13 protein-coding genes are annotated in these 11,935 nt (G+C 65.5%); 5 read left to right on the top strand and 8 right to left on the bottom strand.

Annotated elements, in window-relative coordinates; all coding sequences use genetic code 11:
- Nucleotides 1-34: 34 nt before the first annotated feature.
- Nucleotides 35-1,015 carry an NADPH:quinone oxidoreductase family protein gene (locus ACVMDN_RS13180; RefSeq protein WP_141340563.1) on the top strand — a complete coding sequence of 327 codons (981 nt, stop codon included), beginning with the start codon at nucleotides 35-37 and terminating at the stop codon, nucleotides 1,013-1,015.
- 296 nt (nucleotides 1,016-1,311) lie between these two features.
- Nucleotides 1,312-1,500 carry a hypothetical protein gene (locus tag ACVMDN_RS13175; RefSeq protein WP_016848414.1) on the top strand — a complete coding sequence of 63 codons (189 nt, stop codon included), beginning with the start codon at nucleotides 1,312-1,314 and terminating at the stop codon, nucleotides 1,498-1,500.
- Nucleotides 1,501-1,506: 6 nt separating this feature from the next.
- Here the strand turns inward: ACVMDN_RS13175 and ACVMDN_RS13170 are convergent, their stop codons facing one another.
- Nucleotides 1,507-1,818, bottom strand: a complete 312-nt coding sequence (locus ACVMDN_RS13170) for a hypothetical protein (protein ID WP_246786574.1) — start codon at nucleotides 1,816-1,818, stop codon at nucleotides 1,507-1,509.
- A gap of 42 nt (nucleotides 1,819-1,860) precedes the next feature.
- Here ACVMDN_RS13170 and ACVMDN_RS13165 point away from each other — a divergent pair, with 42 nt between their 5' ends.
- Nucleotides 1,861-2,094 carry a hypothetical protein gene (locus tag ACVMDN_RS13165; protein WP_057019701.1) on the top strand — a complete coding sequence of 78 codons (234 nt, stop codon included), beginning with the start codon at nucleotides 1,861-1,863 and terminating at the stop codon, nucleotides 2,092-2,094.
- Nucleotides 2,095-2,114: 20 nt separating this feature from the next.
- On the opposite strand, the gene ACVMDN_RS13160 is transcribed toward ACVMDN_RS13165, so the two are convergent.
- Nucleotides 2,115-3,386 (bottom strand): NAD(P)/FAD-dependent oxidoreductase, encoded by a 1,272-nt coding sequence (locus ACVMDN_RS13160; RefSeq protein WP_076826735.1) that lies wholly within the window; start codon nucleotides 3,384-3,386, stop codon nucleotides 2,115-2,117.
- Nucleotides 3,387-3,428: 42 nt separating this feature from the next.
- On the bottom strand, nucleotides 3,429-5,090 hold the full coding sequence (locus ACVMDN_RS13155; RefSeq protein WP_076826490.1) for a thiamine pyrophosphate-binding protein: 1,662 nt from the start codon (nucleotides 5,088-5,090) through the stop codon (nucleotides 3,429-3,431).
- 137 nt (nucleotides 5,091-5,227) lie between these two features.
- Between ACVMDN_RS13155 and ACVMDN_RS13150 the strand changes: the two genes are divergently transcribed.
- Both ACVMDN_RS13150 and ACVMDN_RS13145 read left to right on the top strand, forming a co-directional pair.
- The gene (locus ACVMDN_RS13150) at nucleotides 5,228-5,377 is read left to right on the top strand and encodes a hypothetical protein (protein ID WP_159109436.1); all 150 of its coding nucleotides are present in this window, start codon (nucleotides 5,228-5,230) and stop codon (nucleotides 5,375-5,377) included.
- A gap of 595 nt (nucleotides 5,378-5,972) precedes the next feature.
- Nucleotides 5,973-7,463, top strand: a complete 1,491-nt coding sequence (locus tag ACVMDN_RS13145) for a methyl-accepting chemotaxis protein (RefSeq protein WP_063790157.1) — start codon at nucleotides 5,973-5,975, stop codon at nucleotides 7,461-7,463.
- 151 nt (nucleotides 7,464-7,614) lie between these two features.
- Here the strand turns inward: ACVMDN_RS13145 and ACVMDN_RS13140 are convergent, their stop codons facing one another.
- From ACVMDN_RS13140 to ACVMDN_RS13120, 5 genes are all read right to left on the bottom strand, one after another.
- On the bottom strand, nucleotides 7,615-8,760 hold the full coding sequence (locus tag ACVMDN_RS13140; RefSeq protein WP_057019698.1) for an acyl-CoA dehydrogenase family protein: 1,146 nt from the start codon (nucleotides 8,758-8,760) through the stop codon (nucleotides 7,615-7,617).
- Nucleotides 8,761-8,772: 12 nt separating this feature from the next.
- A complete protein-coding gene (locus ACVMDN_RS13135) occupies nucleotides 8,773-9,600 on the bottom strand; it encodes an SDR family NAD(P)-dependent oxidoreductase (protein ID WP_076826488.1) in 828 nt (275 codons plus the stop codon).
- Nucleotides 9,601-9,817: 217 nt separating this feature from the next.
- Nucleotides 9,818-10,222 carry a MaoC family dehydratase gene (locus tag ACVMDN_RS13130; protein WP_141340560.1) on the bottom strand — a complete coding sequence of 135 codons (405 nt, stop codon included), beginning with the start codon at nucleotides 10,220-10,222 and terminating at the stop codon, nucleotides 9,818-9,820.
- Entirely contained in the window at nucleotides 10,219-10,674 is a 456-nt protein-coding gene (locus tag ACVMDN_RS13125) for a MaoC family dehydratase N-terminal domain-containing protein (RefSeq protein WP_076826485.1), read from the bottom strand. Before ACVMDN_RS13125 ends, ACVMDN_RS13130 begins: the two co-directional genes overlap by 4 nt.
- A gap of 7 nt (nucleotides 10,675-10,681) precedes the next feature.
- Nucleotides 10,682-11,866: a lipid-transfer protein gene (locus tag ACVMDN_RS13120; protein ID WP_141340559.1), complete on the bottom strand. Its 1,185-nt coding sequence runs from the start codon at nucleotides 11,864-11,866 to the stop codon at nucleotides 10,682-10,684.
- Between the last annotated feature and the right edge of the window lie 69 nt (nucleotides 11,867-11,935).

Here is an 11,935-nt window from a genome sequence, read left to right as displayed (position 1 = left end):
GGTCTCGAGGAAACCAACCAATGAGCAGGACAGGATGAAGGCCGTCGTCGTCGAGCAATACGCGCCCATCGATCAGATCGGGCTGAGGGAGATCGCCACCCCCGAACCCGGCCCCGGACAGATCCGAGTCCAGGTCCACGCCGCGAGCATCGGCTTCGTCGATGGGCTGAAGGTCGAGGGCCGCTATCAGACCAAGGATGCCCTGCCCTTCACGCCGGGCGCGGAATTCGCCGGCGTGGTCGATGCGGTCGCAGGCGACGTCGCCGGCATCGCGCCGGGCATGCGGGTGATGGGCGCGGCGCGCTCGGGCGCGCTGGCCGAGCACATCGTGGTGCCACGCGACGCCGTCGAGATCATGCCCGACGGACTGTCGATGGAGGCCGCCGCGGCCTTTCGCACCAATTACCTCACCGCGCTCTATGCGCTCGGCGAGCGCGGCTCGCTCAAGGCCGGCGAGCAGTTGCTGGTGCTCGGCGCCGCCGGCGGCACCGGCATCGCCGCCATTCAAATCGGCAAGCTGCTCGGCGCGCGCGTCGTCGCCGCGGCCTCGACGGAGGAGAAGCGCAACTTCGCCGCAAGCTTCGGTGCCGACGCTGTCGTCGACTACACGAAACCCGACTGGCGCGACGCGCTGAAGGACGCGACCGGCGGCCACGGCGCCGACGTGATCTTCGATCCGGTCGGCGGCGGGGTCTCGCTGCAGGCGTTCCGCTCGATCGCCTGGAACGGCCGCCATGTCGTGGTCGGCTTCGCGGCCGGCAACATTCCCGCTTTGCCGTTCAATCTGCCGCTCCTGAAAGGCGGCTTCCTGATCGGCGTCGATGCCGCCCAGATCGCGCGGCGCGAGCCCGAGGCGCAGGCGCGCGTGATGACGCAATTGTCGGCATGGCTGAACGATGGCCGACTGACGCCTGTTGTCGGTAAGGTGTTCGCATTCGACGATTTTCGCGCGGCCTTCACCACCATGCAGACCCGTGCGGCGCTCGGCAAGATGGTGGTGCGGATCGGGTCGTGAGAGAGGCAGCGCTATCGCCTCATCCTCGCTGTCGTCCCTGCGAAAAGCAGGGACCCATACGCCGCGGCGGATGTTGTGAACAAAGCTGGTCATTCCAGCGAAGCACACCAATCAGCGCTTGTGGTTATGGGTCCCTGCTTTTCGCAGGGACGACACTGAATGTCGCAAGCCAAGCTTGCCTTGAGGGTCAGAAAAATACGCGACCCTCGCCAAGGTTCGCGAAAATTATCACAGGTTATTGTTACGCGGTTCTGTGCCGCCTTAGCGTTGCGGAGTACGGCATTCGGGGACGAAAAATGCAGGACATGCTGACGCATCTCGAAAAGCTTCGCCGCGACGCGGCGGAATGTGCGTTGATCCGAGACCTGGCGACTGACATGCGCAAGCGCGAGTTGTTCAGCAAGCTCGCCGAACATCTCACGGCCCTTGCCGCCGAGGTGGAGGAAACCATCAACGCAGCCCGCAAGGAGGACCAAGTCATTTAGCGAGGCCTACGTCGAGCGTTCGAAAGTATCGACACTTGTCGTGACGGCTCGCCACCAGTTCACGGGCTTCAGGGCCGCCGCTTCGCCCTCGCGGACCGCGACCAGCGCCTCGTCCGACATGACAATTTGCCGGATGGAACCAACGTCGCAACGGCGCATTGTCATTTCACCCATCGGTTGACAGGTAATATGCCGCCAGTATCGGTAGACGTGCCGATGCTGTAGCATTGCTGGTTCGCCGAGGAGCCTATTCGCCGCAATGTGTTGTATTTCAGGATTCTTTGTCTTGGCACTTTTTGCACATCGAGCATCGAGCATCACGTCGCGATCGCGCGGGCGGATTACCACCAAAGAGGCGCGATGAAGACCGACAAGGCCATCTGGTACGTCTCGTTCGCCATGCGAAATCCTGACGCCGGACATCACCGCTTCGCGCGCCAGACCCGTACCTTCACGACCGAGCAGGACGCCAAGGCGTTTGCGCGCACGCTGCTCGTTCAGACGCAGGACGTCAGCGCCGGAACGATCAATCCGCACGCACCGCGACGCGTGATCGCACCGGCCGCGATCACGGCCTGGGCCGGCGACAGCTGAGGCTTCGCCGCCGTTGCTTCCTACAGGAAGCGCGAGGGCGCAAACGGGGCGAGCGGAATCTCCGGCGCCTTGCCGCTCAGGAGTTGCGCGACCAGCCGGCCGGTCCGGGCCGATCCGACCAGGCCGACATGGCCGTGGCCGAAGGCGTAGACCACATCGCGCGTGGCACGGGCATAACCGATGCAGGGGCGCCCGTCCGGCATGCTCGGCCGATGGCCGAACCAGGTCTTGATCCGCGATGGCGGAATATCCGTCGGCAGCTTCGGGAACATATTGAAGAGGTGCTTGCGCAGGATTTCGGCGCGCTTCCAGTTCGGCGCGGCGTCAAGCCCCGCGATCTCCACCGTGCCGGCGGCGCGCAGGCCCTTATCGGTCCAGTTGACGACCATCTTGGCATCGGAGGCCATCATCGAATTGCGCGGGCCGGATTCCGCATTTTCGATCATGACGTGATAGCCGCGCTCGGTCTCCAGCGGCAGCGGATCGCCGATCGAGGCGGTCAATTGCCTGGAGCGCGCGCCCGCGGCGACGACGGCGGCGTCGCAGGCAATCTCGCCGCTCTCGGTGATCACAGCGACAAGCCTGTCACCGGCGAGCCTGAGGCCCGTTGCCTTGGCGGCGACGCGTTCGGCGCCGTTCGCGACGGCGTGCGCGGCAAGCGCCGCGACATAGGCGCCGGGATCGCGGCAGCGGCCCGCCTCCTCCACCACGACGCCGAATTTGTAGCGCGGATGCAGATCGGGCTCGCGCTGGCGCATCTCGTCTTCATCGAGCTCCAGCCATTCGATGCCGACGCGCTTGCGGATGCGCCAGCCGAGATCGCGGTCGAACGGCGCGCGTGAGGGAAACACATGCATCACCCCGCGCCGCTCGATCAATTCGCCCACGCCGGCTTCCTCGGCGAGTTGCCGGTGCAGCAGCGGTGCATCCTTCAGGAGATCGCGCATCGCCCGCGCGGTGGCCTCGACCTGCGCCTCGGTCCGGCTCGACAGCAGATACTTGACCAGCCACGGCAAGGCCTTCGGCAGATACGACCAGCGGATCGCCAGCGGCCCGAGCGGATCCATCAGATAGCCCGGCACCTTCTTCCAGGTGCCCGGCTCGGCCGGCGGGATCACCGAATGCGACGACAGCCAACCGGCATTGCCGTAGCTCGCCGCCTGGGTGCCGCCGGGCTCGCCCGGATCGATCAAGGTTACGCTGTGGCCCGCACGCAGCGCCTCGATGGCGCTGATGACGCCGACCGCGCCGGCCCCGATGATCGCGACGTGACGGGACTTTTGTTTGGGCATGATCTCCTCGGAAAACCGCTTCGCATTTTTCCGGATCATGCCCTAGCGCGTGGCCTGCGGCGCAAAATCCTTGCCGACCGACAGCGCACGCTGATCGACCAGGCAGTGCAGGATCGCGGGCTTGCCGGAGGCCAGCGCGCGCTCGAACGCGGGCGCGAAGTCTTCGGTGCGCTCGACCCGCTCGCCATGGCCGCCGAACGCCTTGGCGTAAAGCGCGAAGTCCGGGTTCTTGAGCTGGGTGCCGACGACGCGGCCCGGATAGTCGCGCTCCTGATGCATGCGGATGGTGCCGTATTGCGCGTTGTCGATGACGACGACGATCAGCGGCGCGTCATACTGCACGGCGGTGGCGAACTCCTGCCCGTTCATCAGGAAGCAGCCGTCGCCGGCGAACGCCACGACGACCCGGTCCGGATGATGCCGCTTGGCCATCACAGCCGCCGGCACGCCGTAGCCCATCGAGCCCGAGGTCGGCGCGAGCTGCGCGGCGAAAGCGTGGAAGCGATGGTGGCGGTGAATCCAGCCGGCATAATTGCCGGCGCCGTTGCAGACGATGGCATCCTTCGGCAGGCGATCGCGCAGCCAGGTCACGACCTCGCCATACTGGAAGCTGCCCGGCAGCTCGCGCGGCTTGTCGGTCCAGGCGAGGTAATCCGCGTGCGCCTTGGCCGCCTCGCCCTTCCAGGCCGGCACTGCCGCCGGCATCATGGTCTCGACCGCGGCGGCAAAGGCCGCAGGCGTCGCCTGGATCGCCAGCGCCGGCTGGTAGACACGGCCGAGCTCCTCGGCGCCGGGATGGACATGGATCAGTTTCTGGCTCGGCACCGGAATGTCGAGCAGCGTGTAGGACGAGGACGGCATTTCCGACATGCGGCCGCCGATCAGGAGGATGACGTCGGCGCCGGTGATGCGATCCCTGAGCTTCGGACTCGGGCCGATGCCAAGATCGCCGGCATAATGCGAGTGGTCGGCGTCGAACAGCGAGGCGCGGCGGAACGAGGTGGCAACCGGCAGGTCGAAGCGCTCGGCGAAGCGCGCAATGCCCTTGGCGGCCTCCGCGGTCCAGGCCGAGCCACCGAGCACCACGATCGGCGCCTTGGCGCCGGCGAGCATGCTGCCGAGGCGCTCGAGATCGGCCGGCGCAGGCCAGGTCGCCGCAGGCTCGACCTTCGGCGCGTCGGCGACCGCGGCGGTTTCAGTCAGCATGTTCTCCGGCAGCGAGATCACCACCGGACCGGGCCGGCCCTGCAGCGCGACGCGGAAGGCGCGCGCGACCAGTTCCGGAATGCGATCCGGACGATCGATCTCGACCGCCCATTTCGCCATCGTGCCGAACACCGCCTTGTAGTCGAGTTCCTGGAATGCCTCGCGCTCGCGCATGCCGGTGTCGACCTGGCCGACGAACAGGATCATCGGGGTGGAGTCCTGCATCGCGATGTGCACGCCATGGGCGGCATTGGTCGAGCCCGGACCGCGGGTGACAAAGCAGATGCCCGGACGTCCCGTGAGCTTGCCATAGGCCTCCGCCATCATCGCGGCCCCGCCCTCGGCGCGGCAGATCACGACGTCGATCGCGCTGTCGTGCAAGGCGTCGAGCGCCGCCAGATAGCTCTCGCCCGGCACGCAGGTGACGCGCTCCACCCCTTGCGCGACCAGCTGGTCGATCAGGATCTGGCCTCCGGTGCGGGCATTGCTTTTGGTCATGAGGGCTCCCTGCAAGTACTGGCGCGCGTTTGAGCTTCGCGCGGATCGTGGTCCCACGGGGTATGATAGACGGAAATAGGGTGCAAGGCCGAAGCTGCGTCTCCCGCGCGCAGCGGCGCCAAGCCATGCGGTAGGCAATGGGCAACGCCGTTTCGTCATCGATTTCCGCAGAGCGGACGATCGCCGGCAGGATTGAAACCGCCGGCCGGCAAGCAACGCAGGTCACGATCGTCCGGCTCGAGGGCGATCTCGTTGCGCTCGCGCGGGACCACGACGCCGGTCCGTGACCCCGATCGGGTCTCGCGCGGCATGATCAACCTGCGCGGGCTTCTTTCATGAACACCCGCATCGACGATGCGGCCGCCCTGTCATCACGAGGCGCCGATCGACTCAACAGAGCGCAGGCGAAAGAATGCTCGCACGCCGCATCGCCAAGACCGACAGCGCGTGGCCGCCGAGACGATTGCAGTCAAGAGCTCTCCGCTGCGCGCGATGGCGTGGCACAATCTGCATGAGCCACACGTTATGTGCACGATAACAATCATTAGGAGCGCACGCGTGTGCTTCCGTAAGATTACGGTGCAGCGATCGGCCGCTTCACATCTTCGTCGCCGGATCGCGCGGATTTCACGGCAAATCGCGGTGTTGTGCGACGTTTTCGGCTGCGCTCATCGCGAGCATCGCGCGTTCGACCTTGTGCGATCGCACGCGGCGCATTGCGTGCCCTTCTTGGTGGAATTCGAATCGCTTACCGTTCCACACAGTCAGAAATTGTAAATCGTGTAACGCACCTGCGTGGGGCCGGCGGTGGAAGGCATTCCGCTGCCGATCAGGTGCACCGTTTCAATTCACCAAGATCATTATCAAGGCTGGAGGCAATGCATGTTGGGGATGAAGAGCGTCGCAAGCGTGATCGGCTCGGACAGTTCGTACCGGCTGTTCGACGACATGCCGATCAGTGTCATGCTCTGCGAGCTGGACAATTTCAAAATCACCTACATCAACGAGTCGACGCGGCAGAACCTGAAGAAGATCGAGCATGTGCTGCCGGTAAAGGTCGACGCGCTGATCGGGCAATCGATCGATATATTTCACAGGAACCCGCAGCATCAGCGCCGGCTGCTGTCCGACCCGAAGAACCTGCCGCACAAGGCGCGTATCACCATCGGCGGCGAGACGCTCGATCTCACCGTGACGGCGATGACCAATTCGCGCGGCCGCTACACCGGCCCGATGCTGACCTGGGAGCTCGCGACCGAGAAGGCGCGGCTTGAAACGCAGACCGAACGGCTGTTGCAGATGCTCGACAACATGCCGATCAACATCATGATGTGCGACACCGATTTCAACATCACCTACATCAACCAGACCAGCCTCAAGACGCTCGACACCGTGAAGCACCTGCTTCCGGTGGCGCCGGACAAGATCCTCGGCAACTCGTTCGACATCTTCCACAAGAACCCGGCGCACCAGCGCCGCATCGTCGGCGATCCCAAAAACCTGCCGCATGCGGCCAAGATCAAGCTCGGTCCGGAAACGCTCGACCTGCGGGTCTCCGGGCTGACCGACAAGCGCGGCAACTACACCGGCGCGATGCTGAGCTGGTCGGTCGTGACAGGCAATGTGAAGCTGGCGGACGATTTCGAGAAGGACGTGAAGGGCCTTGCCGGGATGCTGGCGTCGGCGTCGACGCAAATGCAGGGCACTGCGCGATCGCTGACGACGACCGCCGAATTCGTCAATCAGCGCTCGGCGAGCGCGGCGTCCGCGTCCGAGGAGCTGTCGTCCTCGGTCAACGAGATCAGCCGCCAGGTGGCCGAGGCGAGCCGCATTGCCCGCATGGCGGTCGACGAAGCCGAGAAGTCCGACAAGCTGGTCGCGGGTCTCGTGACCATGGCGCAGAAGATCGGCGACGTCGTCGCCCTGATCAGCCAAATCGCCGGCCAGACCAACCTGCTTGCGCTCAACGCAACCATCGAATCCGCGCGGGCCGGTGAGGCCGGACGCGGCTTCGCCGTCGTCGCCTCCGAGGTGAAGGCGCTGGCCAACCAGACCGCCAAGGCCACGGAAGACATTTCGGCGCAGATCAACGAGATGCAGGCCGCGACCGGCAACACCGCCACGGCGCTGAAGGCGATCTCGCAGGTCATCGTCCAGATCAGCGAGATCTCGACCGTGATCGCCAGCGCGGTCGAGGAACAGGCCGCGGCCACCAAGGAGGTCACCGCAAACATCAACGGCACGACCAAGGCGATCGACGATGCCAGCAAGGCCGCCGAGAACGTGCTGGCGGCCTCCGGAGAGCTCGCCAGCAACGCCTCAGAGCTGGAAGTTCAGGTCGACAAGTTCCTCAAGAACGTACGGGCGATGTAGCGGCGCACGGCCGAAGGAGATGAGCGCGCACTCACCCCTCCGCGTCATTGGGGCGATGCGCGAGCATCGAACCCGGAATCTCAAGCCGCAACTTCGAGATTCCGGGTTCACGCTTCGCGTGCCCCGGAACGACGGCCAAAGATGCGCCCGCCTACAGCGAACGCGCGATCAGGAGCTTCATGATTTCGTTGGTGCCGCCATAGATCTTCTGGATGCGGGAATCGATGAACATGCGCGAGATCGGATATTCCTGCATGTAGCCGTAGCCGCCATGCAGCTGCAGGCATTCGTCGGCGGTCTCGACCTGCTTCTGCGAGCACCACCATTTCGCCATCGACGCCGTCACGGTGTCGAGGTCGCCGGCGACCAGGCGCTCGACGCACCAGTCGACGAACACGCGGGCGATCATCGCCTCGGTCTTGCGCTCGGCAAGCTTGAAGGCGGTGTTCTGGAATTCGAGCAGCGGCTTGCCGAACGCGGTGCGCTCCTTGGTGTATTCGGCGGTGATCCTGACCGCGCGCTCCATCGAGGCGACCGCGCCGATCGCGAGCGACAGCCGCTCCTGCGGCAATTGCTGCATCAGCTGTACGAAGCCGTTGCCCTCCTCGGCGCCGAGCAGGTTCTCCGGCGGCACCGTGACGTTATCGAAGAACAGCTCCGACGTGTCTGATGCGTGCAGCCCGATCTTGTCGAGGTTGCGCCCGCGCCGGTACCCCTCGGCGCCCGCGGTCTCAACCACGATCAGCGAGATGCCCTTGGCGCCCGGAGCCCCGGTCCGCGCCACCACGATGACGAGATCGGCGGCCTGGCCGTTGGTGATGAAAGTCTTCTGGCCGTTGATGACGTAGGAATTGCCCTGCTTCTTCGCCGTGGTCTTGACGGCCTGCAGATCCGAGCCGGTGCCGGGCTCGGTCATCGCGATGGCGCCGACCATCTCACCCGACGCCATCTTCGGCAGCCAACGTTTCTTCTGCTCCTCCGAGCCATAGTTGACGATGTAATGCGCGACGATCGCGCTGTGCACGGAGACGCCGGTGGTCAGCTCCGGCACCGTGCTCTCGAGGTCATCGAGCACGGCGGCGTCATAGGCGAAGCTGGCCCCTAAGCCGCCATAGGCCTCGGGCACGCTCGGCAGCAACGCGCCCATCTCGCCGAGCGCGCGCCAGGCCGAGCGATCGACCAGCTTCTGCTCGCGCCATTTTTCGGCGTGCGGCGCCAGATCCTTGGCGAGGAATTTGCGGAACTGGTCTCGGAAGGTGTCCAGCTCCTCGGTCATCCAGGACGATCGGTAGTGCATTCTGCCCTCGTATTAAATCAGAAGACCGCCGCCGGCGACGATCACCTGACCACTGATGTAATTCGATTCCGGAGCGCAGAACAGATAGACCGCATCGGCCGCCTCCTCCGGCGTGCCGCCGCGGCCGAGCGGGATCATGCGGCCCATCGCCTCCAGCATCTGCGGCTGGACGCCGACCTTGATGTCGCGGCCGGCGACGTCGATGGTTTTCTGCTGGGTCTCGATCGGCTGGGTCAGGCGGGTGTTGATCAGGCCGAACGCCACGCAATTGACGTTGACCTTGTAGCGGCCCCACTCCTTGCACATCGTGCGCGTCAGCCCGATCAGCGATGCTTTGGCGGACGAATAGCTCGCCTGCCCGGCATTGCCGTAGAGGCCCGCGATCGAGGAGATGTTGACGACCTTGCGGAACACCTCGCGGCCCGCCTCGGCCTCCCTCTTCGCCATCACTCGGATCGGCTCCGACACCGCGCGCATGATGCGGAACGGGGCGACCAGATGGACGTCCAGCATCGCCTGGAACTGCTCGTCGGTCATCTTCTGGATCGTCGAGTCCCAGGTGTACCCGGCATTATTGACGATGATGTCGAGACCGCCGAACCGCTCGATCGCGGCGCCGACGAAGCGATCGGCAAAGCCGGCTTCGGTCACGCTGCCATTGACCGCGATCGCCTCGCCGCCCATGGCCTTGATCTCCGCGACGACCGCATCGCCCGGCTCGGCATCGAGGTCGTTGACCACGACGCGCGCGCCCTCGTTCGCGAGCTTCAGCGCAATCGCGCGCCCGATGCCGCGGCCGGAGCCCGAGACGAGCGCGACTTTGCCTTGCAGCTTTGACATTCAAACCTCCCTCAAACAACGTGATCTTTGCGGTATGCCCGCCTCACCTCGCCCCGCTTGCGGGGAGAAGTCGGAACGCATTGTCAGATGCGTTCCGGGTGAGGGGGTACAGGTCTCACCACCTCCAGAGTGCGCGGAAGCAGCCCCTCACCCAAACCCTCTCCCCGCAAGAGCGGGGCGAGGGAGCGCACAATCCCTCGTGGCGAGACCTTTCGCACTACAGCGCGATAACCGCCTCGCCGGCGAGCTTGATCTCGCCGTTCTGATCCCTGGTGGTCAGCGCGAGTATTGCGCGCCTCTCACCGCCCTGCTCGACCAGCTCGGTCACCGTGCCCTCGCAGGTCAGCTTCGCGCCGAGCTGGGTGATCGCCGCAAAGCGGGTCGAGAACGAGCGGATGCGCGACGGCGCCACCGCGTCGGTCAGCGCCTGGCCGAGATAGCCCATCACCAGCATGCCGTGCGCGAACACGTCGGGGAAGCCGGCCGCCTTCGCGAAATCGATGTCGACATGGATCGGATTGTGATCGCCGGAGGCGCCGCTATACAGCGCGAGGCGATGGCGGGTGATCGGTGGAAACTCCTTGTGGACGATGCGGTCGCCGACAGAGGGAGAGCTGCTCATGACGGCCTCGCATTGCGTACCACGACGGTGCGCGAGACATCGGCGACATGGACACCGTTCTGGTTGGTGACCGGGGTGTCGACCACGATCAGCGTCATCGCCCCGCCCTTCTTGTCGGTCACGCCAGTGACGCGCGGGCGGAAGGTCAAGGTGTCGCCGACCACGACGGGCGCATGATAGTCGAAGCGCTGCTCGCCGTGCAGCACGCGCGCCAGATCGATGTCGAGCGCCGTGAGGAACTCGAACGGGTCCGGCGCATCCATCATCTCGAGGCAGAACAGATAGGTGGGCGGCACCGGCGCCGCCGTGAAGCCGGCCGCTTGCGCGGCCGCCTCGTCGCGATAGACGGCATTCGTCTCGCCGAGCGTATCGAGGAAGAAGCGCAGCCGCCCCGGCTCGACGCGCGCGGTCACGGGCGTAAATGTACGCCCGACAGCGGATTGATCGACCATGACGACCTCAAGCGCGTTCGTAGAGCGTCACGACGCAGGCGCCGCCGAGGCCGAGATTGTGCTGCAAGCCGATCCGCGCGCTCTCCACCTGCGTCGCCGCAGCGGTGCCGCGCAGCTGCCGCGTCAGCTCATAGCACTGCGCAAGCCCGGTGGCGCCGAGCGGATGGCCCTTCGACAGCAACCCGCCGGACGGGTTGGTGACGATCCTGCCGCCATAGGAGTTGTCGCCGTCGTCGATGAATTTCGCGGCCTCGCCCTCGCCGCACAGGCCAAGCCCCTCATAGGTGATCAGCTCGTTGTGCGCGAAGCAGTCGTGCAGCTCGACGACGTCGAGATCATCAGGCCCGATGCCGGCGGCCTCATAGACCTTGCGCGCGGCATCCCGCGCCATGTCGTAGCCGACCACCTGCATCATGTCTGACGCACCGAAGGTCGAGGGCGTGTCGGTCGTCATCGCCTGCGCCGCGATGCGGACCTGCTTGTTGAGGCCGTGCTGGTCGGCGAATTTCTCCGAGACCAGGATCGCGGCGGCGCCGCCGCAGGTCGGCGGGCACGCCATCAGCCGCGTCATCACGCCGGGCCAGATCACCTGGTCGTTCATCACGTCGTCGGCGGTGACCTCTTTGCGGAACAGCGCCAGTGGATTGTTCTTGGCATGACGGCTCGCCTTGGCGCGCACTTTTGCAAAGGCGGAGAGCGGCGTGCCGTATTTCTTCATGTGGCTGAGGCCGGCGCCGCCGAAATAGCGCAGCGCCAGCGGCACGCCGGGCGCGTCGACCAGCTTGTCGGCCGCGGCGTCGAAATCGTCGAACGCACTGGGACGGTCGGTGAACACGGCCCCGAGCGCGCCGGGCTTCATCTGCTCGAAGCCGAGCGCCATCACGCAATCGGCCGCGCCTGACTCGATCGCCTGCCGCGCCAGGAACAGCGCGGTCGAGCCGGTCGAGCAGTTGTTGTTGACGTTGACGATCGGGATGCCGGTCATCCCGACCGGATAGAGCGCGCGCTGCCCGCAGGTGGAGTCGCCATAGACGTAGCCGACATAGGCCTGCTGCACGCGGCCGTAGTCGAGCCCGGCGTCGGCGAGCGCCAGCTTCGCCGCTTCGGCGCCCATCACGTGATACGGCGCATTGGCGCCGGGCTTGACGAACGGGATCATGCCGACCCCGGCAATATAGGTGCGTGACGTCATCGCGTGTCCTCCCGGAAATTACCCACTGGACTATTTGTTACCCATGGGTAATATACGGGCGATCTTCCG

Source organism: Bradyrhizobium sp. USDA 4510, assembly GCF_054059095.1.
The sequence above is the reverse complement of the archived record's forward strand: the minus strand, read 5'-3'. Positions and strand labels throughout refer to the sequence as shown.

Coding starts and splice junctions, on each gene's coding strand:
- ACVMDN_RS13155 (WP_076826490.1), bottom strand. CDS start 5,090: ATGACCAAAAGCAATGCCCGCACCGGAGGCCAGATCCTGATCGACCAG.
- ACVMDN_RS13150 (WP_159109436.1), top strand. CDS start 5,228: ATGGGCAACGCCGTTTCGTCATCGATTTCCGCAGAGCGGACGATCGCC.
- ACVMDN_RS13140 (WP_057019698.1), bottom strand. CDS start 8,760: ATGCACTACCGATCGTCCTGGATGACCGAGGAGCTGGACACCTTCCGA.
- ACVMDN_RS13170 (WP_246786574.1), bottom strand. CDS start 1,818: ATGCTCGATGCTCGATGTGCAAAAAGTGCCAAGACAAAGAATCCTGAA.
- ACVMDN_RS13135 (WP_076826488.1), bottom strand. CDS start 9,600: ATGTCAAAGCTGCAAGGCAAAGTCGCGCTCGTCTCGGGCTCCGGCCGC.
- ACVMDN_RS13165 (WP_057019701.1), top strand. CDS start 1,861: ATGAAGACCGACAAGGCCATCTGGTACGTCTCGTTCGCCATGCGAAAT.
- ACVMDN_RS13160 (WP_076826735.1), bottom strand. CDS start 3,386: ATGCCCAAACAAAAGTCCCGTCACGTCGCGATCATCGGGGCCGGCGCG.
- ACVMDN_RS13145 (WP_063790157.1), top strand. CDS start 5,973: ATGTTGGGGATGAAGAGCGTCGCAAGCGTGATCGGCTCGGACAGTTCG.
- ACVMDN_RS13130 (WP_141340560.1), bottom strand. CDS start 10,222: ATGAGCAGCTCTCCCTCTGTCGGCGACCGCATCGTCCACAAGGAGTTT.
- ACVMDN_RS13175 (WP_016848414.1), top strand. CDS start 1,312: ATGCAGGACATGCTGACGCATCTCGAAAAGCTTCGCCGCGACGCGGCG.
- ACVMDN_RS13125 (WP_076826485.1), bottom strand. CDS start 10,674: ATGGTCGATCAATCCGCTGTCGGGCGTACATTTACGCCCGTGACCGCG.
- ACVMDN_RS13120 (WP_141340559.1), bottom strand. CDS start 11,866: ATGACGTCACGCACCTATATTGCCGGGGTCGGCATGATCCCGTTCGTC.
- ACVMDN_RS13180 (WP_141340563.1), top strand. CDS start 35: ATGAAGGCCGTCGTCGTCGAGCAATACGCGCCCATCGATCAGATCGGG.